The following is a 25,822-nucleotide window of genomic DNA, read 5'->3' as shown; positions in this document are numbered from 1 at the left end:
CAACTGACCATGGCAGGACAAGCGACACACTGGAGAGCCGGCGTGGTGGGCCTGGCCGTCCTCGGCCTCACGCTCACCGCCTGCGGCGGGACGAAGGTCGGTGACAGCTCCTCGCAGGCCGGCAGTTCGGGCGGCTCCGGCAAGTGCGGGACCTTCAACCTCGCGGTCAACCCCTGGGTGGGCTACGAGGCCAACGCGGCGGTCATAGCGTACGTCGCACAGCACGAGCTCGGCTGTACGGTCAACAAGAAGGACCTCAAGGAAGAGATCGCCTGGCAGGGTTTCGGGACGGGTGAGGTCGACGCCGTCGTCGAGAACTGGGGCCACGACGACCTCAAGAAGAAGTACATGACCGACCAGAAGACCGCGGTCGACGCCGGCCCCACCGGTAACGAAGGCCTGATCGGCTGGTATGTGCCGCCGTGGCTGGCGAAGGCGCACCCGGACATCACCGACTGGAAGAGCCTGAACAAGTACGCGGCCAACTTCAAGACCTCGGAGTCGGGCGGCAAGGGTCAGCTCCTGGACGGTGACCCGTCGTACGTCACCAATGACGAGGCGCTGGTGAAGAACCTGAAGCTGGACTTCAAGGTGGTGTACGCGGGCAGTGAGACGGCGCTCATCCAGGCCTTCCGCAAGGCGGAGAAGGACAAGGAATGGGTGATCGGCTACTTCTACGAGCCGCAGTGGTTCCTCTCCGAGGTCCCGCTCGTCAAGGTCAACCTGCCCAAGTACACGGAGGGCTGTGACGCCGACGCCGCCAAGGTCGCCTGCGACTACCCGGTGTACAAGCTCGACAAGATCGTCAGCGCGAAGTTCGCCAAGTCCGGCAGCCCCGCCTACGACTTGGTCAAGAACTTCACCTGGGCCAACGACGACCAGAACACCGTGGCCAAGTACATCGCCGAGGACAAGATGACCCCCGACGCGGCCGCGAAGAAGTGGGTCGACGCCAACCCGGACAAGGTCAAGGCCTGGCTGAAGTAGCCCCGGCCTCCTGAGGCTCGCAAACCGGTCGGAACCCGCCCGGTGGGCGGGGCGCGATCTCCGCGCCCGCCCACCGGGCATCGCCGTGTCCGGGCCCGTTTTCCCGGGTTCCGCAACCCTTGACACCCACTGGGACGGCGGGCACATTGAGTTGCGCAACCTGAACCGTGTTGCGTGGACAGCAACTGAACCGGCTGGGCCGGTTCGATTCGGAGGTGCGGCGATGGCGGGACCCCGAGTGGTGATCATCGGTGCGGGTGTCGTGGGTGCGGCGCTGGCGGACGAGATCTCCGCGCGTGGCTGGACCGAGGTGACGGTGGTCGACCAGGGGCCGCTGCCCGCCACCGGGGGCTCGACCTCACACGCCCCGGGTCTGGTCTTCCAGACCAATTCCTCCAAGACGATGACGGAGCTGGCCCGCTACACGGTGGAGAAGTTCTGTTCGCTGGACGTGGACGGCAAGCCGTGTTTCCTCCAGGTCGGCGGCCTGGAGGTGGCCACCACCCCCGAGCGGCTGACGGAGCTGCGGCGCCGGCACGGCTGGGTGACCGCGTGGGGCGTGGAGGCCCGGCTGCTGACGGCCGAGGAGTGCGTCGAGCAGCACGCGCTGCTGGACCCTGCCAGGGTGCTGGGTGGTCTGCTGGTGCCGACGGACGGCCTGGCCAAGGCGGTCCTGGCGGTGGAGGCGCAGATCCGCCGGGCGACGGAACGCGGTGTGACGTTCCTGGCCCGGCACGAGGTCCTCGACGTCCTGCACACCGACGGCGAGGTGACCGCCGTCCTCACGGACCAAGGTGAGATCCCGGCGGACATCGTGGTGTGCTGTGCGGGGATCTGGGGTCCGAAGATCGCCCGGATGGTGGGGATGAACCTGCCGCTGACCCCGCTGGCGCACCAGCTCGCCTGGACGGGGCCGGTTCCGGCGCTGGCCGGGCAGACACAGGAGGCGGTCCGTCCGATCCTGCGCCACCAGGACGCGGACCTGTACTACCGGGACCGTTTCGACGGTCTGGGCATCGGCTACTACGGCCACCGCCCGATGCCGGTCTCCGCCGACGACATCCTCTCCTTCGACGAGGCCGAGCCGATGCCCTCGGTGCTGAAGTTCACCGAGGAGGACTTCGAAACCGCCTGGAGCGAGACCCAGGCCCTGCTGCCGGCGACGCGGGAGGCGAAGGTCGAGGAGGGCATCAACGGCCTGTTCTCCTTCACCACCGACAACTTCCCCCTCCTGGGCGAGTCCCGGGACGTCAAGGGCTTCTGGGTCGCCGAAGCCGTCTGGGTGACGCATTCCGCCGGGGTGGGCCGCGCCATGGCCGAGTGGCTGGTGGACGGCTACTGCTCCTCCTTCGACCTGCACGAGTGCGACGTCAACCGGTTCGAGCCGCACCAGCTGGCCCCGGAGTACGTGCTGGCGCGCAACTGCCAGAACTTCGTCGAGGTCTACGACATCCTCCACCCGCTGCAGCCCTCCGGTGACCCGCGCCCGATCCGCACCAGCCCCTTCCACACCCGGCAGAGGGAGAAGGGCGCGTTCTTCCTGGAGGCGAACGGCTGGGAGCGCCCGCAGTGGTACGAGGCCAACGCCCCGCTGGTGGAGGGCCGTACCATCCCCACCCCGAACGCGTGGGCGGCGCAGTTCTGGTCGCCGATCGTGGGCGCGGAGGCCCAGGTCACCCGCGAGACGGTGGCGATGTACGACATGAGCGCGCTCAAGCGCCTGGAGGTGACCGGTCCGGGTGCGGCCGAGTTCCTGGAGCGGCTGACGACCGGCAAGGTCGCCAAGTCGGTCGGCTCGGTCACCTACACCCTGTTCCTCGACCACGACGGCGGCATCCGCAGCGATGTCACGGTGGCCCGGCTGGGCCGGGACGTGTTCCAGATCGGCGCGAACGGCAATGTCGACCTGGACTGGCTGACCCGTCACCTGCCCGCCGACGGCACCGTCCAGGTCCGTGACATCACCGCCGGGACCTGCTGCATCGGCCTGTGGGGCCCGCTGGCCCGCAAGGTCCTGCAGCCCCTGACCCAGGAGGACTTCTCCGCCGACGGCCTGAAGTACTTCCGCGCCCGCCACGCCTACATCGGCAGTGTCCCGGTGACCGCGATGCGCCTGTCCTATGTCGGTGAGCTGGGCTGGGAGCTGTACACGACCGCCGACCAGGGGCAGAAGCTGTGGGACACGCTGTGGGCGGCGGCCGAGCCGCTGGGCGGGATCGTCGCCGGGCGGGGCGCGTTCAACAGTCTGCGGCTGGAGAAGGGCTACCGCTCCTTCGGCACCGACATGACCTACGAGCACGACCCCTACGAGGCCGGGATCGCCTTCGCGGTCCGGCTCGACAAGGGCGACTTCATCGGCCGTGAGGCGCTGCAGCGGCGCAAGGACCAGGTGCGGCGCAGACTCGCGTGTCTGACGGTCGACGACCCGCACGCGGTCGTCATGGGCAAGGAACCCGTCTACGACGGCGACCGCCCGGTCGGCTACGTCACCAGCGCGGCCTACGGCTACACCATCGGCAAGGGCATCGCCTACGCCTGGCTGCCCGCCGACCTCGCCGTCCCCGGCACCGCACTCCACATCGGCTACTTCGACCAGCGCGTCGACGCAGTCGTCGCCGAGGAACCCCTGTTCGACCCGTCCATGTCCCGCCTGCGCGGCTGAGCGAACAGTGTCCACTCCGAGGCAAGGAGCACCGCCGGTGACCGCACAACTGCTTGACGGCAAGGCCACTGCCGCCGAGATACGCCGCGAACTCGCGGAGCGCGTGGCCAAGTTGACGGCCGCGGGCGGTCGTCCGCCGGGGCTGGGCACCGTCCTCGTCGGCGACGATCCCGGCAGCCGTGCCTACGTCGCGGGCAAGCACCGGGACTGTGCGCAGGTCGGCATCGCCTCCCTCCGCCGGGACCTGCCCGCCGACGCCACCCAGCGGCAGGTCGAGGACGTCATTGACGAACTCAACGCCGACCCGGCCTGCACGGGATACATCGTCCAACTGCCGCTCCCGGCCCACCTGGACGCGAACGCCGTACTGGAACGCATGGACCCGGCCAAGGACGCCGACGGACTGCACCCGGTGAACCTCGGCCGGCTCGCCCTCGGGGTCGAGGCACCGCTGCCGTGCACCCCGCGCGGCATCGTGGAACTCCTCCGCCGTCACGACGTGCCCCTCGCCGGAGCGAGGGTGTGCGTGATCGGCCGGGGCATCACGGTGGGCCGTCCCCTCGGGCTGCTGCTCACCCGCAGGTCCGAGAACGCCACCGTGACCCTGTGCCACACCGGCACCAAGGGCCTGGCCTGGCACGTCCGGGAGGCGGACATCGTCATCGCCGCCGCCGGTTCGCCGGGCATGGTCACCAGGGACATGCTGCGCCCCGGCGCGGCCGTCCTGGACGTCGGCATCACCCGCACCGAACAGGGCCTGGTCGGTGACGTCCACCCGGACGCCGCCACCGTCGCAGGCCGGCTCGCGCCCATGCCCGGCGGGGTGGGCCCCATGACACGGGCCATGCTGCTCGCCAACGTCGTCGAGGCCGCCGAGAGGAACGCCGCCTCGGCATGAACCCGCACGTCACCGACATGTCACCGACCGAGGCTGGACCCCTGTGACCGTCATGGCCCACCCCACCCTTTCCCGCCCGGGTGCACCCGGGCTCCACCCGCACGGGCTTCCGCGGCCCGGCCGGACGCTGGTCATGGGCGTCGTCAACGTCACGCCCGACTCGTTCTCGGACGGCGGGCTGGCGTTCGCCCCGGAGGCGGCCGTCGCGCACGGACTCGCCCTGGTCGAACAGGGCGCGGACATCGTGGACGTGGGCGGTGAATCCACCCGGCCCGGAGCCGTGCGTCCGCCCGTGGCGGAGGAGCTGCGCCGGGTGCTGCCCGTGGTCCGGGAACTGGCCGCGGCGGGCGCGGTCGTCAGCGTCGACACCATGCGGGCCGAGGTCGCCGCCCGTGCGCTGGACGCGGGAGCCCGGCTGATCAACGACGTCTCCGGGGGGCTCGCCGATCCCGCGATGCTGCCGTCGATGGCGCGGGCCGAGGTGCCGTACGTCGTGATGCACTGGCGCGGACACGCGGCGGGCATGCAGGCCAACGCCCGCTACGGCGATGTCGTGACCGAGGTGCTCGGCGAGCTGCGCGCGAGGATCGACGCCGCGCTGGCGGCGGGGGTCGCGCCCGGGTGCCTGGTCGTCGACCCCGGCCTGGGCTTCGCGAAGGAGGCCGGGCACAACTGGGAACTGCTCGGCCGGCTGGACGAAGTGCGCGCGCTGGGCTGTCCCGTGCTCGTGGGGGCGTCGCGCAAGTCGTTCCTGGGTGCCCTGCTGGCGGACCCGGTGACGGGACGGCCCCGACCGGCGGCGCAGCGGGACGCCGCGACCACGGCGGTGTCCGTGCTGGCCGCGGCACAGGGCGTGTGGTGTCTGCGGGTGCACGATGTCGCCTCGACGCTGGACGCGGTGCGGGTGACCGCCCGCTGGGGTGCCGAGAGCGCCGGGTCACCCGTGCCGGCTCCGGCTCCTGTGCTGTAGTCGGCCGCTGAGCCGAGCCGTTCCGTACCTGCCGGGCTCAGCCCAGGTGGCCCATCCGGCGGCTGATCTCCGCCGCGCCCTCGACCAGCAGCGGGGCCAGCTCCCGCATGCGTGTCTCGGTGAAGCGGTAGGCGGGACCGGAGGCGCTGAGCGCGGCGACAACCTCGCCGTCCCGGGAGCGGATCGGGGCCGCCATGGCGTGCAGCCCGATCTCGAGTTCCTCCAGCGTCATCGCGTACCCGCGGTCGAGCGCCTCGGTGAGGTTCTTCTCCAGCTTGGACCGCACCGTCAGGGTGTGCGGCGTCAGCTTGCGCAGCCCGGAGGCGGTGAGCACCTCCGCGCGGGCCTGCGGGGGCAGATGGGCGAGCAGGATCTTGCCGCTCGACGTGGCGTGCAGCGGGGTGAGCTGCCCCACCCAGTTGTGCGTGCCGACGGCGCCGGGGCCGCGTACCTGATGGAGGTTGACGGCGTAGTGCTCCTGGAGGACCGCTATGTGGACGGTCTCGCCGATCCGGTCGCTGAGCCGCTCGCACACCACCCGTCCCTGCTGGGTGATGTCGAGCCGGCCCGTCACCGCTCCGGCCAGCCGCACCAGCCCGAAACCGAGCCGGTACTTGCCGCGCTCGGCCGTCTGCTCGACCAGGCCGCGTGCCTCCAGCGCTCCGAGCAGGCGGAACGCGGTCGACTTGTGGACGTCGATCTCGGCGGCGACCTCGCTGACACCGGCCTCGCCGCGCTGGGCGAGGATCTCCAGGACGCTGACGGCACGGTCGACGGACTGCACGCCGTTCACCCCACCTGTCGTTGCGCCCTCTGCCGCGTAGTTGCTCATAGCGCAACTATACGCACAGGCTGACGGGGTGCGAGGGGCCACAGCGACCGGATAAGGGGCCGATCGGACACTTGACCGCCGAGCGTTCCCCGCACCCTAGGGCCGGTGGTTCGTCAGCGGAAGACCACGGTGCACTTCCCGTTGACCAGGACGCGGCTCTCGCTGTGCCACTCCACGGCGCGGGCGAGCACCCGGGCCTCGACGTCCCGGCCGATGGTGACCACTTCGTCGGGGTCACGGGAGTGGTCCACCCGGACGACGTCCTGTTCGATGATCGGGCCTTCGTCGAGGTCGGACGTGACGTAGTGCGCCGTGGCCCCGACGAGCTTCACCCCGCGCTGGTACGCCTGGACGTACGGCCGTGCGCCCTTGAAGCTGGGGAGGAAGGAGTGGTGGATGTTGATGGCCCGGCCGTCGAGCTGCTTGCACAGGTCGTCGGAGAGGACCTGCATGTAGCGGGCCAGCACCACCAGGTCGACGTCCAGCTCGCTCACCAGGTCCAGCAGCCGCGCCTCGGCCTCGGCCTTGGTCTCCCTGGTCACCGGGATGTGGTGGAAGGGGATGCCGTAGCTCCGTGCCAGCGGCTCGAAGTCGCGGTGGTTGGAGACGATCGCCGGGACATCGATGCGGAGCGACCCGGTGGACCTGCGGAAGAGCAGGTCGTTCAGGCAGTGGCCGAACTTCGACACCATGATCAGGGTGCGCGTGGGGGTCGAGGCGTCGTGCAGCTGCCAGCTGATCCCGTACGCCTGCCCGACCGGGCCGAAGCCGGTCCGCAGGTCCTCCAGCGAGATGCCGGGGTCCGAGACGTCGAAGTGCACCCGCATGAAGAAGCGTCCGGACATCCGGTCGTCGAACTGCCGGCTCTCCAGGATGTTGCCGGAGTGGTGCAGCAGGAAGGTGGTCACGGCGTGGACCAGGCCCGCCTGGTCGGGGCAGGAGAAGGTGAGGACGAACTCGCGGCCGGGCTGCGGTCGGGGAGACATGGCCATCCTCCGTGATCGGGTGCGCAATCCGTCTGGCGCGCCGGCGTCCCGCGCGTCTTCGTCTGATTCGTATTGCGCAACGCTGTGGGCTATACGCAACATGCTCCAGTGTCGGTGACCCGGTGGTCAAGAGGTCAGGGCCGACGGAGATGGCCCAGGCGGTCGGAGATCTCCTCGGCGGCCGCCCGCACCGCGGCGCAGATCTCCGGCAGCCGCTGCGCGGTCAGCCGGACCGACGGCCCCGAGGCGCTGAGTGCGGCGACCGCCCGTCCGTCGAAGGCGAAGATCGGCGCGGCCACCGCGTTCAGGCCCGGTTCGAGCTCTTCGAGGCTGTACGCGACGCCGTCCGCGCGGGCGCGCTCGATCTGGGCCCGGAGGGTCGACGGGTCGGTGACCGTGTGCGGGGTGTAGCGCTCCAGGGGCTCCATGAGCCGGTCCGCGAGGTGGGGTTCGGGCAGGTGGGCCAGGAGGATCTTGCCGCTGGACGTGGCGTGCAGCGGGGTGCGCCGGCCCAGCCAGTTGTGGGTGGTGAGGGCGGAGGGGCCGAGTACCTGGTCGATGTTGATCGCGGCGTCCCGGTCCAGGATCGCCAGGTTGATGGTCTCCGCGATCCGGTGCGCCAGTCTCTCGCACACCTGGCGGCTCTGCTGGGAGAGGTCCAGCCGGGCCGTGGCGGCACCGGCGAGGCGGATCAGGCCGAGGCCCAGGCGGTACTTGCCCCGCTCCTCCGTCTGCTCGATGAGTCCGCGCATCTCCAGGGCGGTGGCGAGCCGGGACGCCGTGGACTTGTGCACCCCGAGTTCGGCGGCCATGTCCGTGACGCCCGCCTCGTCGTGCCGGCCGAGGAGTTCGAGGATGGCCGCCGCCCGGTCGACCGACTGCACCGGGGACTCGGAGGGCGCCGGAGCGTCCGTGCCGTCGCTCATTGCCGCTGTCGCTCCTCCGCCGTTGTTTCCCTGTCGGTGTTTCCCTATGGAGAACAGGCATCGCATTATGCAACATGGCCGAGCGTGCCGAAACCCTTGACAGTGGATGTCCGCGAGGGGACAGTTTCGGCGGACGTTGCTTATGGCGAAGAGTGTTGCGATATGTGCAACAAAGAAATCGACCCTCGCCCTCTCCGAAGGTGACACGATGACCAGCACGAACCTGCCGCCCAGCCTGATCCCCACGCTGACCGGCGAGTACTACACCGACCCCGGGATCTTCGCCCAGGAGCAGGAGCGGGTCTTCGAGGCCATGTGGTTCTGTGTGGCCCGCGCCTCCGATCTGGCCAAGCCCGGCGCGTTCCGCACGTACCAGGTCGGCCGGGAGAGCGTGCTCGTCTCCCGGGCCCGGGACAACTCGGTCAAGGCGTTCCTCAACATCTGCCGGCACCGCGGCGCCAGGCTCTGCACGGAGGAGTCCGGCGAGGTCAAGCGGGCCTTCCAGTGCCCGTACCACGCCTGGACGTACGGCCTGGACGGCAAGCTCGTCGCGGCCCCCAATCTGACCTCGATGCCGGACGTCGACCGGACCGAGTACGGCCTGACCGGCGTCCATGTCCGGGAGTGGCTCGGCTATGTGTGGGTGTGCCTCGCCGACGAGCCGCCGTCCTTCGAGGCGGACGTGATGGGCGCCGCCGTCGAACGCCTCGGCGACCTCGCCTCCATCGAGCGCTACGACGTGGACAACCTGTCCGTGGGCAGGCGCATCACGTACGACGTGAAGGCGAACTGGAAGCTCATCATCGAGAACTTCATGGAGTGCTACCACTGCGCCACGATCCACCCCGAACTGACCGAGGTGCTGCCGGAGTTCGCGGACGGTTACGCGGCCCAGTACTACGTGGGCCACGGCGCGGAGTTCGGCGAGGAGATCCAGGGCTTCACGGTGGACGGCTCCGAGGGGCTGGACCGCATCCCCGGGGTGGCCGAGGACCAGGACCGCCGCTACTACGCGATCACCGTCAAGCCGCAGGTCTTCATCAACCTCGTCCCCGACCATGTGATCTTCCACCGTATGTACCCGGTGGCCGTCGACCGCACGATCGTCGAGTGCGACTGGCTCTACCTGCCGCACGTCGTCGAGAGCGGCAAGGACGTCAGCCGCTCGGTGGAGCTGTTCCACCGGGTCAACGTGCAGGACTTCGACGCCTGCGAGCGCACCCAGCCGGGCATGAGCTCGCGGATGTACGCCAAGGGCGGTGTGCTGGTGCCCAGCGAGCACCACATCGGAGAGTTCCACGCCTGGCTCCAGAACAAGCTCGACGTGGGCCCCGCGCGCTGACCGCCCCCTCCCGCCTCTTGACAACCGCCGCTCCCCACCCAAACCATGTTGCGCATAACGGATGTCGTTGTGCCATGTGAGACAGCTTGTCTGGAGCCCGCATGAGGAGCATCACCGTCGTCGGAGCATCGCTGGCAGGCCTGAGCACGGTCCGCGCGCTGCGGACGGACGGCTACGACGGCGAGATCGTCGTCGTGGGGGAGGAGCGCCACACCCCCTACGACCGGCCACCGCTGTCCAAGGACTTCCTCAAGGGGGACGTCGACGCCGCCGCGCTCGCGCTCGGCGACGCGGAGGAGTACGCGGACCTGGACGTGCAGTGGCTGCTCGGCGAGCGGGCGGTGGGTCTCGACCCGGCCGCCCGGACCGTCACCCTGGCCGGCGGCCGGCACGTGCGCACCCACGGGGTCGTCGTCGCGACCGGCGCCGCCGCCCGCACGCTCCCCGGCACGGACGGCCTGGCCGGAGTCCACACCCTGCGCACCCTGGACGACGCCCTGGCGCTGCGCGCCGAGCTGACCGACGGCCGGCCCCGGCTCGTCGTCATCGGCGCCGGCTTCATCGGAGCCGAGGTGGCCTCCACCGCCCGCGGACTCGGCCTGGACGTCACCGTCGTCGAATCGCTCGGCATCCCGCTGGAACGCCAACTGGGGCGCGAGATGGGGCTCGTGTGCTCCTCGCTCCACTCCGACCACGGTGTCCGGCTGCTGTGCGGGACCGGCGTCGCGGGACTTCTCGGCGAGGGCCGGGTCACGGGCGTGCGGCTCGCCGACGGGCGGGTGCTGCCCGCCGACGTCGTCGTGGCCGGCGTCGGGGTCAGGCCCGCCACCGACTGGCTCGCCGGGTCCGGAGTGCCGGTGGACGACGGGGTGGTGTGCGACGCCGGCTGCGCGACCGGTGTCCCGGGCGTGGTCGCCGTCGGCGACGTCGCCCGCTGCCCCCACCCGTTCACCGGGCGGCACGCCCGGATCGAGCACTGGACCAACGCCGGTGAACAGGCCAGGACCGCCGCCCGCACCCTGCTCACCGGAGTGTCCGCCCCCGCCGCGGCCACCGCACCGTACTTCTGGTCCGACCAGTACGGGGTCCGCATCCAGCTCGCCGGGTACGTCGCTCCCGGCGCCGAACCCGAGGTCGTCGAGGGCGACCTCGGCAGCCGTTCCTTCACGGCCGTCTACCGGCGCGAGGGCACCCCCGTCGCGGTGCTCTCCCTGAACCAGCCCAAGTTCTTCAACCGGCTCCGCCGCACCCTCGTCCCCGCCGTCCCGGCCGCCGCCCACTGAGCCCCAGCGAGGAAACGTCGATGACTCTGCTCCACCAGTCCCTGCACGAGCTCGACCCGGAGATCGCGGCCGCGGTCGACGCCGAGCTGCACCGTCAGCAGTCCACGCTCGAGATGATCGCGTCGGAGAACTTCGCTCCGCTCGCGGTCATGGAGGCGCAGGGCTCGGTCCTGACCAACAAGTACGCCGAGGGCTACCCGGGCCGCCGCTACTACGGCGGCTGCGAGCACGTGGACGTGGCCGAGCAGATCGCGATCGACCGGGTCAAGGAGCTGTTCGGCGCCGAGTACGCCAACGTCCAGCCGCACTCGGGCGCCTCCGCCAACCAGGCCGCCCTGTTCGCGCTGGCCCAGCCCGGCGACACGATCCTCGGCCTGGACCTGGCCCACGGCGGCCACCTCACCCACGGCATGCGGCTGAACTTCTCCGGCAAGCAGTTCAACGTGGTCGCCTATCACGTCGACGCGGCGACCGGGCTGGTCGACATGGCCGAGGTGGAGAAGCTCGCCCTGGAGCACCGCCCCAAGGTGATCATCGCGGGCTGGTCGGCCTACCCGCGCCAGCTCGACTTCGCCGAGTTCCGCCGTATCGCGGACGCGGCCGGCGCCCACCTGTGGGTGGACATGGCCCACTTCGCCGGCCTGGTCGCCGCGGGCCTGCACGCCAGCCCCGTCCCCTACGCCGACGTGGTCACCTCCACCACCCACAAGACCCTCGGCGGCCCGCGCGGCGGGATCATCCTGGCGAAGAAGGAGTTCGCGAAGAAGCTGAACTCCTCCGTCTTCCCCGGCTTCCAGGGCGGCCCCCTGGAGCACGTGATCGCCGCCAAGGCCGTCTCCTTCAAGGTCGCCGCCTCGCCGGAGTTCAAGGAGCGCCAGCAGCGCACCCTGGAGGGCGCGCGCATCCTGGCCGAGCGCCTGACCGCCCCGGACGCCCGGGAGGCCGGCATCGACGTGCTGTCCGGCGGCACCGACGTGCACCTGATCCTCGTCGACCTGCGCGCCTCCGAGCTGGACGGGCAGCAGGCCGAGGACCGCCTCCACGAGGTCGGCATCACCGTCAACCGCAACGCCGTCCCCGACGACCCGCGCCCGCCGATGGTCACCTCCGGCCTGCGCATCGGCACCCCGGCCCTCGCCACCCGCGGCTTCACCGCCGAGGACTTCGCCGAGGTCGCCGACGTCATCGCCCAGGCCCTCAAGCCGGTCTACGACGCCGCGGCGCTCAAGGCCCGGGTCGAGGCCCTCGCCGACAAGCACCCGCTCTACCCCGGCCTGTAACCGACAACGTTCCACGGGGGCATGCCGGCCTTTGCCCGGCATGCCCCTTCGACCTCACGGAGTATGGCGTGGCAATCAGCGTCTTCGACCTGTTCTCCATCGGTATCGGGCCGTCCAGCTCGCACACCGTCGGCCCGATGCGCGCCGCCGGGATGTTCGTCACCCGGCTGAAGCAGGACGGCCTGCTGGCGCAGACCGCGGCGGTCCGGGCGGAGATGTTCGGTTCCCTGGGGGCCACCGGCCACGGCCACGGCACCCCGAAGGCGGTCCTGCTCGGCCTGGAGGGGTACCAGCCGCACACGGTCGACGTCGCACAGGCCGAACTGGACGTGGAGAGGATCCGCGGTACCGGGCGCATCCGCCTCCTCGGCGCGGAGATCGGCCCCGCCCACGAGATCGACTTCGACCCGGCGACCCAGCTCGTGCTGCACCGCCGGCGCTCGCTGCCCTACCACGCCAACGGCATGATCCTCTTCGCGTACGACGCCGACGGGGCGCCGCTGTCGGAGCGGACGTACTACTCGGTCGGCGGCGGTTTCGTCGTGGACGAGGAGGCGGCGGGCGCGGACCGCATCAAGCTGGACGACACGGTCCTGAGGTACCCCTTCGGCACGGGCGACGAGCTGCTGCGCCTGACGCGGGAGACCGGACTGTCGATCTCCGCGCTGATGCTGGAGAACGAGAAGGCCTGGCGCACCGAGGACGAGATCCGCGCCGGTCTGCTGGAGATCTGGCACGTCATGCGGGCCTGTGTCGCCAAGGGCCTGGGGCGTGAGGGCATCCTCCCGGGCGGTCTGAAGGTCCGTCGGCGCGCCGCCGCCGCGGCCCGGGCGCTGCGCAGCGAGGGCGACCCGGCGGTCCGCGCGATGGAGTGGGTGACGCTCTACGCGATGGCGGTGAACGAGGAGAACGCCGCGGGCGGCCGCGTCGTCACCGCCCCGACCAACGGCGCGGCGGGCATCATCCCCGCCGTCCTGCACTACTTCCTCGACTTCGTGCCGGGCGCCGACGAGGACGGCGTGGTCCGCTTCCTGCTCGCGGCCGGCGCGATCGGCATGCTCTTCAAGGAGAACGCCTCCATCTCCGGCGCCGAGGTCGGCTGCCAGGGCGAGGTCGGCTCCGCCTGCTCGATGGCGGCCGGCGGACTGGCCGAGGTGCTCGGCGGCACCCCGGAACAGGTGGAGAACGCCGCCGAGATCGGCATGGAGCACAACCTCGGCCTCACCTGCGACCCCGTGGGCGGCCTGGTCCAGATCCCCTGCATCGAGCGCAACGGCATGGCCGCGGTGAAGGCGGTCACCGCCGCCCGGATGGCCCTGCGCGGCGACGGGCGGCACCACGTCTCCCTCGACAAGGTCATCAAGACGATGAAGGACACCGGCGCCGACATGAAGGTCAAGTACAAGGAGACCGCCCGCGGCGGCCTCGCCGTCAACGTCATCGAGTGCTGACGTCATGGGACGGGTCACCGAGCGACGGCGCGTCCTGCGGATCCGCGACGGAGTGCCGGGCAGGCGTCCGGACACGCTCGTCGCGGAGGAGCCGCTGGAGATCCGTCTGAACGGCAGGCCGCTGGCCGTCACCATGCGCACGCCCGGCGACGACTTCGCGCTCGCCGCCGGGTTCCTGGTGAGCGAGGGTGTCCTGGGCCGTGCCGAGGAGGTGGCGAACATCGTGTACTGCGCGGGCGCCACCCGGGACGGCTCGAACACGTACAACGTGGTCGACGTACGGCTCGCCCCCGGTGTGCCGCTGCCCGACATCACGCTCGAACGCAACGTCTACACCACCTCGTCCTGCGGTCTGTGCGGGAAGGCGAGCCTGGACGCCGTACGGACCACGGCGCGCTGGCCGATCGCCGACACACCGCCGGTCCGGGTCGCCCCCGAACTGCTGGCGGTGCTGCCCGCCCGGCTGCGGGCGGCCCAGCGGGTGTTCGACCGGACCGGGGGGCTGCACGCGGCCGCGCTGTTCTCACCGGAGGGCGACCTGCTGGACCTGCGCGAGGACGTCGGCCGCCACAACGCCGTCGACAAGCTGATCGGCCGCGCCCTGCGGTCCGGCGGACTGCCGCTGTCCCGGAGCGTGCTGCTGGTGTCCGGCCGGGCGTCCTTCGAGCTGGCGCAGAAGGCGGTCATGGCGGGCATCCCGGTGCTCGCGGCGGTCTCGGCACCGTCCTCCCTCGCGGTGGACCTGGCGGCCGAGACCGGTCTCACGCTCGTCGGCTTCCTGCGCGGCGCCTCCATGAACGTGTACACCGGCGAGGAGCGCATCGACCTGCGGGCCCGCGCCGCGGCGGGGGGACGGGACGGATGAGCGGGTACGGCCGCGCCCCGGCCGGCGCCGCGGTCGCCCGGCCCGAGTCGTGGCCGCCCGACGGCCGGCACCGCCCCCGCCGGGTCGCCATGCTCAGCGTGCACACCTCGCCGCTGCACCAGCCCGGCACCGGCGACGCCGGCGGGATGAACGTCTACATCGTGGAACTCGCCGGGCGGCTCGCCGCGTTGGGCGTCGAGGTGGAGATCTTCACCCGTACCACCTCGGCCGCGCTGCCGCCCCGCGTCGCCCTCGCGCCCGGAGTCCTGGTCCGGCACGTGGACGCCGGCCCCTACGAGGGGCTCGCCAAGGACGAACTGCCCGCTCGGCTCTGCGCCTTCGCGCACGGGGTGAGCCAGGCCTGGGCGGGGGAGCGCCCCGGCCACTACGACCTGGTCCACTCCCACTACTGGCTCTCCGGCCACGTCGGCCGGCTCACCGCCGAGCGCTGGGGAGTCCCGCTGGTGCACGCCATGCACACCATGGCCAAGGTCAAGAACGCCGGCCTCGCCGAGGGCGACACGCCCGAACCAGCGGCCCGGGTGGCCGGTGAGGCGGAGGTCGTGCGGGACGCCGACCGGCTGATAGCGAACACCGCCGAGGAAGCGGGGGAGTTGCAGCGTCACTACGGCGCCGACCCCGGCCGGGTCGCCGTCGTGCACCCCGGGGTCGACCTGGAGCGCTTCCGGCCCGACGCGCGCGGGGTCGACGCCGGGCGCGCCGCGGCCCGGTCCCGGCTCGGTCTTCCGCCGGACGCCCTGATCCCGCTGTTCGTGGGCCGTATCCAGCCGTTGAAGGCACCGGACGTGCTGCTGCACGCGGTGGCCCGGCTGCTCCGGGAGCGGCCGGGCCTGCGGGAGCGGCTCGTGGTGCCGGTGGTGGGCGGCCCCAGCGGCAGCGGTCTGACCCGGCCGGAGGGTCTGCAGAAACTGGCGGCCCGGCTCGGGGTGTCGGACGTCGTGCTGTTCAGACCGCCGGTCGGCCAGGACCGGCTGGCGGACTGGTACCGGGCGGCGTCCGTGCTGGTCATGCCGTCCCACAGCGAGTCCTTCGGCCTGGTGGCCGTCGAGGCGCAGGCCTGTGGCACCCCGGTGATCGCCGCCGCGGTGGGCGGTCTGCCGGTGGCCGTGCGGGACGGGGTGAGCGGCGTCCTCGTACGGGGGCACGATCCGGCGCACTACGCGCGGGCGCTGTCCGCCTTCGCCGACGACCCGGCCCGCTCGGCCCGGATGGGCGAGGCCGCGGTCCGCCACGCCGGGTCCTTCGGCTGGACCACGACGGCGAAGGCCACGGTGGACGTGTACACAGCAGCCCTACGCACGCACCGGCCCCACCCGCGTCCTGTGACCCGTGCCCCGTGACCCGTGTGCCGTGTGTCGCGTTCCCTGACCCCTCCCGTGACCGGTGACCTGTGCCCCGCGTGCCGCGTCCCCTGACGCGCGTCCGCGATTCCGGTTTCCCGCAGTGCCCGTGGCCGCGGGCAGGACCCGGTGGCCGGCGCGTCACGGCGAGCGTGTTCCTGTGACGACGCACCCCCGCGACCTACGCGTGCCGGTGGCCCCGGTCGGTGTCGAACTCGGACCAGGCCCGGTCCCACTGGCGCCTGCGACGCACGTCCAGCCCTTTCCGGGCGGCCCACCAGCCGCCGGCGACCAGCAGGCCGGCGCCCGCAGCGGCGGTCGCGCCGAGGGCCGCCCCCTGGGATGCCGCCTGGGCCGGGGTGGGCGGGGCCGGCCGGACGCGGCCCGTGTCGTCGAGCCACACCGTGGTGGGGGAGCCCGCCCTGCTGCCCGACGGCACCTTTGCCTCACCCGTCACGGACGAGCCGCCGGACCCGGTCCAGCGTACGGTCGCCCGCACCGACGCGTCCGCCGTCCCGCGGAACCGCGCCGGTGCCGTGGGCGCGTCCTCGACGAGATGCGCGGCGGTGCGGTGCAGGCCCCGCGCCTGGCCGAGGGCGGAGCGCTCGCCGACCCCGGCCATCGCCACGCCCACGACCGGGACCGTCAGGAGCAGCGTCGCCGCCGCCGTGGCGCCGATCCACGCTTCGGCGATGTCGGAGCGCCGCCGCAGCGGGTTGCGCCGCCAGTGCCAGAACCACACCCTGCCCCCGCGTTTCGGCATGTGTGCACCCTTCCGTGCGCGATGTGCCGGACCGTCACCTCCTCACGGTGACGCATCGGCGTTCGATGGTGGCAGAGGCCGAACGGGACGTCGCGTGAGGGCCGTACGGCCCGGTGCCGGTGCGGCGCGCCGCCGGTAGACCAGGTACGGCCGGACCAGATAGCCGACCGGGACGCTCCAGACGTGCACCAGCCGGGTGAACGGCCAGGCCGCGAAGAGCAGGCAGGCGGTCAGCGCGTGCAGCTGGAACAGCAGGGGCGCCCCGGCGATCGCCTCGGGCTGCGGCCGGAGGACGAACAGTCCCCGGAACCAGACCGAGACCGTGGCGCGGTAGTCGTATCCGGAGCCGAACACGTTGTGGGCGGCGGTGGCGCAGATGCCGAGCAGGACGGTGGCGGACAGCAGCGGGAAGAGCACCTTGTCGCTGCGGTCGGTGCCGAGGCGGATCCGCCGGGTCAGCAGCCTGCGGGCGCACAGCATCCCGAGCCCGGTGACCATGGCGAGCCCCGCGACCGAACCCGCCCCGACGGCCGTCGTGTGGTAGGCGTGTTCGCTGATCCCGGCGGACCCGGTCCAGGACGCCGGGACCGCCAGCCCCGCCACATGCCCGGCGATCACCAGGAAGGCCCCGAGATGGAACAGCGGGCTGCCCCAGCGCAGCCAGCGGTGTTCCAGCAGCTGGCTGGTGTGCGTGGTCCAGCCGAACTGGTCGTGCCGGTAGCGCCAGGCGTGCCCGGTCACGAACACGGCGAGGCACACGTAGGGCACGGCGACCCACAGCAGCAGATCGTTCATCGCTGGTGGTCCTCACGACTGGTCGGGGCGACGGTCGGGGCGGTGAGGGGCGGGACGAAGGTGTCCGGCGGGGCGAACTCGCCGTGGCCGTAGGCGGGGTGCGCGCCGTACGGGTCCAGGCCGACGTCCTCGTTCGGCGGGCCCTCGGCGACGAGCAGGTCCACCGCGGCCCGGTCCGCCTCCGTCGGCGGCGGCAGCAGGGTGAGCAGCGCGGCCAGCACATGCCGGTACGGTGAGTCGGCGTCGGTCAGCGCCCGCCGGATCAGCTCCAGCCCGCGCCGGTGCAGGCGCAGCGGCGCCTCGCCACCGCCGGGGCCGGCCAGCGCGGCGAACTCCAGCACGACCGGGAGGTGGTCGGGCAGTTCGCCACCGGCGCTGTTCCAGCCGGCGGCCCGGTAGCGCTGGTGGAGGGCGAGCAGGGCCATGCCCCGGCGGCGGGTGTCCCCGTGCAGGTAGTAGGTGAGGTAGAGGCTGCTCCTGCGGCGCAGGTCGAACGTCTCGACGTAGTGCCGCTCCAGCGCCTCGGGGTCCTGGTCGGCGAACCAGTCGGTGAACCGGGCCAGCCGCTCCGCCGCGGGCGTGGCCGACAGGGCCGCCACCGCGCCGGTCAACTCCGCTCGGGCGGAGGTCAGTTCGGCGTCCGGGTACTGGAGGAGCAGCGACATGAGCCGCAGGGTCAGCGCCCGGTCCGCCGTCTCCTCGGGGGTGAGCCGGGCGGGGCGGCGCACGGCGGCCCGGACCCGGGTGCGGACGAGGGCGGGGATCGTGGCGGGCAGCGGGCTCATCGGGGGTCTCCGGCGGTGGTGTCGCGGCGCACGGTGGGCAGGCCGAGCATGGTCCTTCGGGGTGCGGGGTCGCCCGAGGTCTCGACCGGGCAGCGGTTCTCCAGGGCGGTCAGCGCCGCCGCGTCCTCCTGGTGGGCGGCGGGGACGACGTACCGGTCGGCGTACTTGGCGACGGCGAGCAGCCGGTGCAGGTCCTCCGCCTCGCGGGCGGTCAGGCCGACGGCCCGGAGCGCCGTCTCGTCCCCCGTCCCGCCGAGGGCGCGGCCGCGCATGTACGAGCGGAGCGCGGTGAGTTTCATCAGCGCACCGGCGACGACGTCCGTGTCGCCCGCGGTGAACAGCTCCGCCAGGTACTCCAGCGGAATGCGCAGCCGGGTGACGGCGGCGAAGACATGGTCGGGGTCGTCCTGGTCGCCGCCCGCCGCGTCGACGGCGTCGAGCACGGGGGACAGCGGCGGGACGTACCAGACCATGGGCAGCGTGCGGTACTCCGGATGCAGCGGCAGCGCCACCTTGTAGCGCATGACCAGGTCGTACACCGGGGAGCGGCGGGCGGCGTCCAGCCAGTCCTCGGGGATGCCCGACGCCCGTGCGGCCGCGCGGACCTCGGGGTCGTGCGGGTCGAGGAAGACACCGCGCTGGGCGTCGAGCAGGTCGCGCGCGTCGGGGGTGGCGGCGGCCTCGCCGACGCGGTCGGCGTCGTACAGCAGGAGACCGAGGTAGCGCAGCCGGCCGACGCAGGTCTCGGAGCAGACGGTGGGCTGGCCGGCCTCGACGCGCGGGAAGCAGAAGGTGCACTTCTCCGCCTTGCCGGTGGCGTGGTTGACGTACACCTTCTTGTACGGGCACGCCGTCACGCACATCCGCCAGCCCCGGCAGCGGTCCTGGTCGACCAGGACGATGCCGTCCTCGACCCGCTTGTACAGGGCGCCGGACGGACACGCCGACACACAGGCCGGGTTGAGGCAGTGCTCGCACAGCCGCGGCAGATGGAAGAGGAAGGTCTGCTCGAACTCGAACCGCACCTTCTCCGCCCACGCCCCGCTGAGGTTGGGGTCCGCGCCGGCGTTCTCGGGGGCTCCGCCGAGCCCGTCCTCCCAGTTGGCGCCCCAGGTGAGGGCGGTGGGCCGGCCGGTGAGGACCGAGCGGGGGCGGGCGACCGGCATGTCCTTCCCGGCGGGGGCGCCGACGAGGTTGTCGTAGTCGTAGGTGACCGGCTCGTAGTAGTCCTCGATGGAGGGCAGGTCGGGGTTGGAGAACAGGGACAGCAGCCGCTTGACCCGTCCGCCGGACCGCAGGACCAGGCGTCCGCGCCGGTCGAGCATCCAGCCGCCCTTCCAGTGCTCCTGGTCCTCGTAGCGGCGCGGGTAGCCGACGCCGGGCTTGGTCTCGACGTTGTTGAACCAGGCGTACTCGACGCCGGTGCGATTGGTCCACGTCTGCTTGCAGGTGACCGAACAGGTGTGGCAGCCGATGCACTTGTCGAGGTTCATCACCATCGCCACCTGGGCCATCACACGTCCGACACCGGCTTCACCACGGGGCATCTCAGTACTCCACATCCTGCGAGCGACGGCGGATGACGGTGACCTCGTCGCGCTGGTTCCCGGTCGGGCCGTAGTAGTTGAAGGCGTAGGTGAACTGCGCGTAGCCGCCCGCGAGATGGGTGGGCTTGAGCAGCAGTCGCGTGAGCGAGTTGTGGATGCCGCCGCGCCGGCCGCCGACCTCGGTCCTCGGCACGTTCACGGTGCGGTCCTGGGCGTGGTACATGTACACGGTGCCCTCGGGCATCCGGTGGGTGACCACCGCACGGGCGGCGACGACGCCGTTGCGGTTGTACGCCTCGATCCACTCGTTGTCCTTGACGCCGATCTTCTCGGCGTCGGCGGTGGACATCCAGATCGCCGGTCCGCCGCGGGACAGGTCGAGCATGTACTTGTTGTCCTGGTAGTTCGAGTGGATGGACCACTTCGAGTGCGGGGTCAGATAGCGGACGGTGACCTCCGCGCGGTCCCCGTCGTGCAGGTGTTCGTCGCCGTAGTGCCTCGACGCGTTCAACGGGGGCCGGTAAACGGGGAGTTGCTCGCCCAGTTCGGCCATCCAGTCGTGCTGCACGAAGAAGTGCTGCCGACCGGTGAGGGTGTGCCACGGCTTCTTGTGCTCGGTGTTGATGACGAACGGCGAGTAGCGGCGCCCGCCGGTCTCCGACCCCGACCACTCGTACGACGTGATCACCGAGCGCGGCTGGGTGCGGGTGTCGGCGAACGTGATCCGCTCCGCCTCGCGCTCGGCGGAGAGCGCGACCAGCCCCTCGGCCCCGGTCTGCCGCTCCAGCTCCCGGAAGCCCTCGGTGGCCAGACGCCCGTTGGTGGTGCCGGACAGCGCGAGGATCGCCTCGCACATGTCGCTCGCGGTGGCGAGCGAGGGCCGCCCGGCGGCGACACCGTCACGGACGGTGCCGTTGCGGTGCCTGAGGTCCTCGATCTCCCGGTCGGGGTGGACAGTGACGCCCTTGGTGGTCGTGCCCAGGGTGTCGAGCAGCGGGCCGACGGCACGCATCTTCTGCGCGACCGCCGTGAAGTCCCGCTCGATCGTGACCAGTTTCGGCATGGTGCGCCCGGGGACAGGCTCGCACGCCCCGGTCTTCCAGTCCCGCACCACCCCGCCCGGCTGGGCGAGTTCGTCCGGGGTGTCGTGCAGCAGCGGCACGGCGAGGACGTCGGTGCGGGTGCCGAGGTGCTCGACGGCCAGCTCGCTGAACCGGTCGGCGATCGTCAGGAAGGCGTCGTAGTCGGTGCGGGCCTGCCAGGGCGGCGCGATGGCCGGGGTGAAGGCGTGCACGAACGGGTGCATGTCCGTGCTGGACAGGTCGTCCTTCTCGTACCAGGTCGCGGCCGGCAGGACCACGTCCGCCAGCAGCCCGGTGGACGTCATCCGGAAGTCCATGCAGACCAGGAGGTCGAGCTTGCCCTCGGGCGCCTCCTCCCGCCACACCACGTCCTTCGGGCGGCGCTCGGGCGGGGTCTCCGCGGAGCGGACCGCCGCGTCGGTGCCCAGCAGATGCCGCAGGAAGTACTCGTTGCCCTTGCCGGAGGAGCCGAGCAGGTTCGCCCGCCACACCGTGAGCACCCGCGGGAAGTTGGCCGGGTCGTCGGGGTCCTCCACGGCGAACCGCAGCCGCCCCGACGTCAGTTCGTCCACGATGTGTTCGGCGACCGGTCGGCCGGCCCGCGCCGCCTCGTCCGTCAGGTCGAGCGGGTTGCGGTTGAAACCGGGGTGCCCGGGCGTCCAGCCCAGCCGGACCGCCTGCGCAAGACAGTCCGCGAAGCCCTTCCCCTTGAACCTCCCTTCCCCCAGCGGGGAGGCCAGCTCCTCGGGCCCGAACGCCTCGTAGCGCCACTGGTCGGAGTTCAGGTACCAGTACGAGGTGCCCGCCATGTGCCGGGTGGGCCGTTGCCAGTCGAACGCGAACGACAGGTGCTGCTGGCCGGTGACCGGGCGGACCTTCTCCTGGCCCACGTAGTGCGCCCAGCCGCCGCCGTTGACGCCCTGGCAGCCGGTCAGGGTGAGCAGCGCCAGGAAGGCGCGGTAGATGGTGTCGGAGTGGAACCAGTGGTTGGTGCCGGCACCCAGTGCGATCATGGACCGGCCGTTCGTGCGCTCGGCGTTGCGGGCGAACTCCCGGGCGATCCGGGCCGCCTGCTCGGCCGGCACCGAGGTGATCGTCTCCTGCCAGGCCGGGGTGCAGGGCTCGGAGGCGTCCTCGTACGACGACGGCCAACTGCCCGGCAGACCCGGCCGCTCCACCCCGTACTGCGCCAGCAGCAGATCGAACACGGTGGTGACGAGCCGTCCGCCGACGCGCCGCACGGGCACCCCGCGCACCATGACCGAGCCGCCCTCCGTGCCGCCCTCGTCGAACCGGGGCAGGGCCACGGCCACGGTCTCCTCCGCGCGCCCGAGCAGGCTCAACTCGGGCACCGTGGAGCCCAGTTCGAGGTTCCAGTGCCCCGGGTCGTGCTGCGCCCAGCGGAAGCCGAGCGAGCCGTTCGGCACGACCGGCTCACCGGTGGCCGCGTCGAGCAGCACGGTCTTCGACCCGGCGTGTTCCGTCTCGTGCCCGAGATCGGCCGCGGTCAGGAACCCGTCCGGGACCAGGCCCCGCTCCCCGTGCTCGCGCAGCGTCACCAGGAACGGGGCGTCGGTGAAACTGCGCAGGTAGTCCCGGAAGTACGGCACCTCGCGGTCGACGAGGAACTCGCGCAGGATCACATGCCCCATGGCCATGGCCAGCGCGCCGTCCGTGCCCGGGTGCGGGGCGAGCCATTCGTCGGCGTGCTTGACGTTGTCCGCGTAGTCGGGGCTGACCGCGACGACCTTGGTGCCGTTGTAGCGGGTCTCGGTGAGGAAGTGCGCGTCCGGCGTCCGGGTCACGGGGATGTTCGACCCCCACATGATCAGATAGCCGGCGTTCCACCAGTCGGCGGCCTCCGGTACGTCGGTCTGGTCGCCGAAGACCTGCGGCGAGGCGACCGGCAGATCGGCGTACCAGTCGTAGAACGACAGCAGCGTGCCGCCGATCAGCGAGGTGTACCGGGCGCCGGCCGCGAAGGACGCCATCGACATCGCCGGGATCGGGGAGAAACCGGCGACGCGGTCGGGGCCGTACGTCTTGACCGTGTGGACCTGGGCGGCTGCGACCAGCTCGGACACCTCGTCCCAGTCCGCGCGCACCAGGCCGCCCTTGCCCCGGGCCCGCTTGTAGGCGCGGGCCTTCGCCGGGTCGCCGGTGATCTCGGCCCAGGCCGCCACCGGGTCACCGAGCCGCCGCCGGGCGTCGCGCCACAGCTTGAGCAGCGCCCCGCGCACATACGGGTGGCGGACCCGGCCGGGGGAGTACGTGTACCAGGAGAACGACGCGCCGCGCGGGCAGCCCCGGGGCTCGTACTCGGGACAGTCGGCGCCGATCGACGGGTAGTCGGTGGCCTGGTGCTCCCAGGTGATGATGCCGTCCTTGACGTACACCATCCACGAGCAGGAACCGGTGCAGTTCACCCCGTGCGTGGAGCGGACCACCTTGTCGTGCGCCCAGCGGTCGCGGTAGAAGCCCTCCCAGTGCGGGTCGCCCGTGCCGAACACCGCGCGGCCGTCCGCGGACACCTCGCCGCGCGTGAGCAGTCTGCGGGCCGCGAGCGGCCAGCCCTCACCGGCGTGCGGCTCCCGGCGTCCGGCGTTGCGATCGTTCTCCATGGCCGGAACGCTAGGCGGCACACCCCTGCGGCGACCCGGGGCCGTCGGCCCCGGCCCGACGGCCTTCCGGCCCTCTCCGGCCGCCGCGAGCAGGGCCCAACGGCCCCGGGGACGTGCCCCGGTCGGCGACGCGAACGCGGAAGGACCCGCCCCCAGGGCCGGCGTGCGATCGAGGCCGTACGGCCCGTGGCCGGGGCCGGTCAACCCTCCTCCCGGACCGGACGGCGGCGCAGAGTGGACGGCACGGAAGGCAACCTGGTGAAGGAGCCGTGATGCACACCCGGGAAGTCGACGCCCCGGCCGTCCAGGCCCTGCTGGCCGCTGCGGTGGCCGCGCCGTCGATCCACAACACGCAGCCCTGGCGGTTCGGCCTGGACCCGGACACCAGGTCGGTCCTGGTCCGCCTCGACCGGGAGCGACAGCTGCCGGAGGCCGATCCCCGGCGGCGCGCCCAGTACCTCTCCGTGGGCGCGGCCGTCCTCAACCTCCGGGTGGCCGCGGAGCACCTGGGCTGGGACCCCGCCGTCCGGCTGTGCTCCGCCGCGGACGATCCGGACCTGCTGGCCTCGGTGCAGCTGACCGGCACCACCGCGGGCGGGCAGGCGTCCCTGCGCGACCTGTACCGGCAGATCGAGCGACGCCACACCAGCCGGCTGCCGTTCACCGGCCGCACCGTGCCGGACACGGTCGTGCACGAGATGACCGTCGCCGCCCGGGCCGAGGGCGCGCACCTGGACGTTCCCGACATCGTGGCGACGCGGCGCCTGCTGCGCCTGACGGCGGCGGCCGAGTCCCGCAACGCCGTGCACCCGGCCCGTGCGTCCGAGGCGCGCACCTGGCTCACCGTCCCGGGAGCCCCTGCGGCGTACGGCATCCCCGTGACGGCCCTGGGGCCGCGGGACGCCTCCGGTCGGGTGCCCGTGCGGGACTTCGTCGGCGCGCTGCCCGCGCCGCGGCTGCCCACCCTGCCCTTCGAACGGCATGTCCAGGTGGCCCTGTTGTGGACGTCCCACGACCGGCCCGAGGACTGGCTGCGCGCGGGGCAGGCGCTCCAGCGCGTGCTGCTCACGGCGACCGCGCACGGGGTGCGGACCTCGATGCTGCACCAGGCGATGGAGTGGCCGGACCTGCGGGCGGCGACGGCCGGGCCGAGGCCGCGGTGCTGCCCCCAGGTCGTGATCCGGTTCGGCTACGGCCCGGACGGCGCCCCCACACCGCGTGCACCGGCGGACTGCGTACGGCCGCCCGTTGACCGGGGGCCGGGGAGCGGTCACGGTGGGCGCGGCTGACGGACGGGCCGAGCCGCGTCCGTTGGTGCCGCCGGTGATGACGGAGCCGGTCCCGCTGCGACGGGACCGGCCCGACCGGTGGACGGGTGGCGGCTGCGGATCAGTAGCCGTAGATCATCTTGTAGGCGGCCTCCGGCAGGAACTGGCCGGCCGAGGAGCCGCTTCCCACGCCGCAGTTGCCGTCGGACTCACCCGGGACCTTGATCCACAGGAGCATCTCGGCGCCTCCGCCCAGCTGGGTGGGGGTGCCGATCCGGCGGCCGGAGGGATTGCACCACTGGCCGTTGGAGCCGTTGCCGTTGCGGCTGGTGTCGATGACGAACGGCTTGGTGTAGCCGTACCGGGCGGAGAGTTCCCTGTTGACGGCGTTGCCGTAGGCGGTGTTCTCGGCCGTGGTCAGGTAGTTGGAGACGTTGAGCGAGAATCCGTGGGCCTGCCGGAGGCCGGCTTCGTGAAGGCGCTGCGCCATGGTCGCCGCGCTCGCCCAGCCCGGGTTGCCGGAGTCGAGGTAGACCCAGGTGTTGGGGGCCTGGCGGTTGAACGCGGCGATCGCTCCGCTCAGCATGCCCCGGCGTTCGTCGATCTGGGCCTGGGACATGCAGCCGTAGTCCCCGAGGGAGTCCGGTTCGAGGACGACGACGGCCGGGCGGCCGGCGATCCCACCCGCGAACTGCGTGATCCAGTTCGCGTAGGCGGACGGCGAGGAGGCTCCGCCCGCCGAGTGCCCGCCGCAGTAGTCGCGGTTGTAGATGTTGTAGGCGACGAGGACGGGCAGTTTGTCCCGGGCGTCCGCGGCGCCCGCGTACGCGCCGGTGGCGGTGCCGATGGTGCCGCTCCAGGAGCCGAACCAACGCGCCGTCGGCGTGTTGGCGATGGAGGCGTTGATCGCGGACGCCCGGCCGTCACCGGGGTTGGCGGCGACCCACCGCTTGGCGCTGGAGTCGGGGTCCACGTAGAACCCGTTGGTCATGGTCGTCGGGTCGGCCGCGTGGGCGGACGGGGCGGCGGCGAGCGCCAAGGGCAGCGAGCAGAGCGCTGCCGCCAGGGCGAGGAGTCTGCGGCGCATGACGGGTACCTCGGCTTTCTGACAGGGGTGC

At 72.1% G+C, this 25,822-nt stretch carries 20 protein-coding genes; 11 read left to right on the top strand and 9 right to left on the bottom strand.

Features of this window, described 5'->3' with window-relative positions; genetic code table 11:
* Positions 1-9: 9 nt before the first annotated feature.
* The 4 genes from U5640_RS04265 to folP all read left to right on the top strand — a co-directional run bounded on the left by U5640_RS04265 (position 10) and on the right by folP (position 5,517).
* Positions 10-987, top strand: coding sequence for an ABC transporter substrate-binding protein (locus U5640_RS04265; RefSeq protein ID WP_340374458.1), 978 nt, complete (start codon positions 10-12; stop codon positions 985-987).
* A gap of 223 nt (positions 988-1,210) precedes the next feature.
* On the top strand, positions 1,211-3,649 hold the full coding sequence (locus U5640_RS04260) for an FAD-dependent oxidoreductase (RefSeq protein ID WP_340374457.1): 2,439 nt from the start codon (positions 1,211-1,213) through the stop codon (positions 3,647-3,649).
* Between the two features lie 37 nt (positions 3,650-3,686).
* Positions 3,687-4,547: a bifunctional methylenetetrahydrofolate dehydrogenase/methenyltetrahydrofolate cyclohydrolase gene (locus U5640_RS04255; RefSeq protein ID WP_340374456.1), complete on the top strand. Its 861-nt coding sequence runs from the start codon at positions 3,687-3,689 to the stop codon at positions 4,545-4,547.
* A 133-nt stretch (positions 4,548-4,680) separates the two neighbouring features.
* Positions 4,681-5,517 (top strand): dihydropteroate synthase, encoded by an 837-nt coding sequence (folP, locus tag U5640_RS04250; RefSeq protein ID WP_340374455.1) that lies wholly within the window; start codon positions 4,681-4,683, stop codon positions 5,515-5,517.
* A gap of 37 nt (positions 5,518-5,554) precedes the next feature.
* On the opposite strand, the gene U5640_RS04245 is transcribed toward folP, so the two are convergent.
* The 3 genes from U5640_RS04245 to U5640_RS04235 form a co-directional block, all read right to left on the bottom strand.
* Positions 5,555-6,349, bottom strand: a complete 795-nt coding sequence (locus tag U5640_RS04245; protein WP_340374454.1) for an IclR family transcriptional regulator — start codon at positions 6,347-6,349, stop codon at positions 5,555-5,557.
* 113 nt (positions 6,350-6,462) lie between these two features.
* Positions 6,463-7,335, bottom strand: a complete 873-nt coding sequence (purU, locus tag U5640_RS04240; protein ID WP_340374453.1) for a formyltetrahydrofolate deformylase — start codon at positions 7,333-7,335, stop codon at positions 6,463-6,465.
* A 134-nt stretch (positions 7,336-7,469) separates the two neighbouring features.
* Positions 7,470-8,261 carry an IclR family transcriptional regulator gene (locus U5640_RS04235; RefSeq protein WP_340374452.1) on the bottom strand — a complete coding sequence of 264 codons (792 nt, stop codon included), beginning with the start codon at positions 8,259-8,261 and terminating at the stop codon, positions 7,470-7,472.
* Between the two features lie 208 nt (positions 8,262-8,469).
* Between U5640_RS04235 and U5640_RS04230 the strand changes: the two genes are divergently transcribed.
* The 6 genes from U5640_RS04230 to mshA all read left to right on the top strand — a co-directional run bounded on the left by U5640_RS04230 (position 8,470) and on the right by mshA (position 15,843).
* Positions 8,470-9,603, top strand: a complete 1,134-nt coding sequence (locus tag U5640_RS04230) for an aromatic ring-hydroxylating dioxygenase subunit alpha (protein ID WP_340374451.1) — start codon at positions 8,470-8,472, stop codon at positions 9,601-9,603.
* 101 nt (positions 9,604-9,704) lie between these two features.
* Positions 9,705-10,886: an FAD-dependent oxidoreductase gene (locus U5640_RS04225; RefSeq protein ID WP_340374450.1), complete on the top strand. Its 1,182-nt coding sequence runs from the start codon at positions 9,705-9,707 to the stop codon at positions 10,884-10,886.
* Between the two features lie 20 nt (positions 10,887-10,906).
* On the top strand, positions 10,907-12,166 hold the full coding sequence (glyA, locus tag U5640_RS04220; protein WP_340374449.1) for a serine hydroxymethyltransferase: 1,260 nt from the start codon (positions 10,907-10,909) through the stop codon (positions 12,164-12,166).
* A gap of 68 nt (positions 12,167-12,234) precedes the next feature.
* Positions 12,235-13,617, top strand: a complete 1,383-nt coding sequence (locus tag U5640_RS04215; RefSeq protein ID WP_340374448.1) for an L-serine ammonia-lyase — start codon at positions 12,235-12,237, stop codon at positions 13,615-13,617.
* A 4-nt stretch (positions 13,618-13,621) separates the two neighbouring features.
* On the top strand, positions 13,622-14,482 hold the full coding sequence (gene fdhD / locus U5640_RS04210) for a formate dehydrogenase accessory sulfurtransferase FdhD (RefSeq protein WP_340374447.1): 861 nt from the start codon (positions 13,622-13,624) through the stop codon (positions 14,480-14,482).
* On the top strand, positions 14,479-15,843 hold the full coding sequence (mshA, locus tag U5640_RS04205) for a D-inositol-3-phosphate glycosyltransferase (protein ID WP_340374446.1): 1,365 nt from the start codon (positions 14,479-14,481) through the stop codon (positions 15,841-15,843). The genes fdhD and mshA overlap by 4 nt, the downstream gene beginning before the upstream one ends.
* Before the next feature lie 181 nt (positions 15,844-16,024).
* Here mshA and U5640_RS04200 read toward each other — a convergent pair whose 3' ends face one another.
* Genes U5640_RS04200 through U5640_RS04180 form a run of 5 tightly spaced genes read right to left on the bottom strand, consistent with a single transcriptional unit; the run spans position 16,025 to position 23,436 of the window.
* Entirely contained in the window at positions 16,025-16,606 is a 582-nt protein-coding gene (locus U5640_RS04200; protein WP_340374445.1) for a hypothetical protein, read from the bottom strand.
* A gap of 42 nt (positions 16,607-16,648) precedes the next feature.
* Positions 16,649-17,401, bottom strand: coding sequence for a respiratory nitrate reductase subunit gamma (gene narI, locus U5640_RS04195; RefSeq protein WP_340374444.1), 753 nt, complete (start codon positions 17,399-17,401; stop codon positions 16,649-16,651).
* Positions 17,398-18,186 carry a nitrate reductase molybdenum cofactor assembly chaperone gene (narJ, locus tag U5640_RS04190; protein WP_340374443.1) on the bottom strand — a complete coding sequence of 263 codons (789 nt, stop codon included), beginning with the start codon at positions 18,184-18,186 and terminating at the stop codon, positions 17,398-17,400. The genes narI and narJ overlap by 4 nt, the downstream gene beginning before the upstream one ends.
* Entirely contained in the window at positions 18,183-19,733 is a 1,551-nt protein-coding gene (gene narH, locus U5640_RS04185) for a nitrate reductase subunit beta (protein ID WP_340374442.1), read from the bottom strand. Before narH ends, narJ begins: the two co-directional genes overlap by 4 nt.
* Before the next feature lies 1 nt (position 19,734).
* A complete protein-coding gene (locus U5640_RS04180; RefSeq protein WP_340374441.1) occupies positions 19,735-23,436 on the bottom strand; it encodes a nitrate reductase subunit alpha in 3,702 nt (1,233 codons plus the stop codon).
* 272 nt (positions 23,437-23,708) lie between these two features.
* Here U5640_RS04180 and U5640_RS04175 point away from each other — a divergent pair, with 272 nt between their 5' ends.
* Positions 23,709-24,725 (top strand): hypothetical protein, encoded by a 1,017-nt coding sequence (locus U5640_RS04175; protein WP_340374440.1) that lies wholly within the window; start codon positions 23,709-23,711, stop codon positions 24,723-24,725.
* A 100-nt stretch (positions 24,726-24,825) separates the two neighbouring features.
* Here U5640_RS04175 and U5640_RS04170 read toward each other — a convergent pair whose 3' ends face one another.
* On the bottom strand, positions 24,826-25,791 hold the full coding sequence (locus U5640_RS04170; protein WP_340374439.1) for a glycoside hydrolase family 6 protein: 966 nt from the start codon (positions 25,789-25,791) through the stop codon (positions 24,826-24,828).
* Positions 25,792-25,822 lie beyond the last annotated feature (31 nt).

This window comes from Streptomyces sp. SS7 (genome assembly GCF_037993025.1).
Classification (GTDB): domain Bacteria; phylum Actinomycetota; class Actinomycetes; order Streptomycetales; family Streptomycetaceae; genus Streptomyces.
This window is presented reverse-complemented; position numbering and strand designations above follow the sequence as displayed.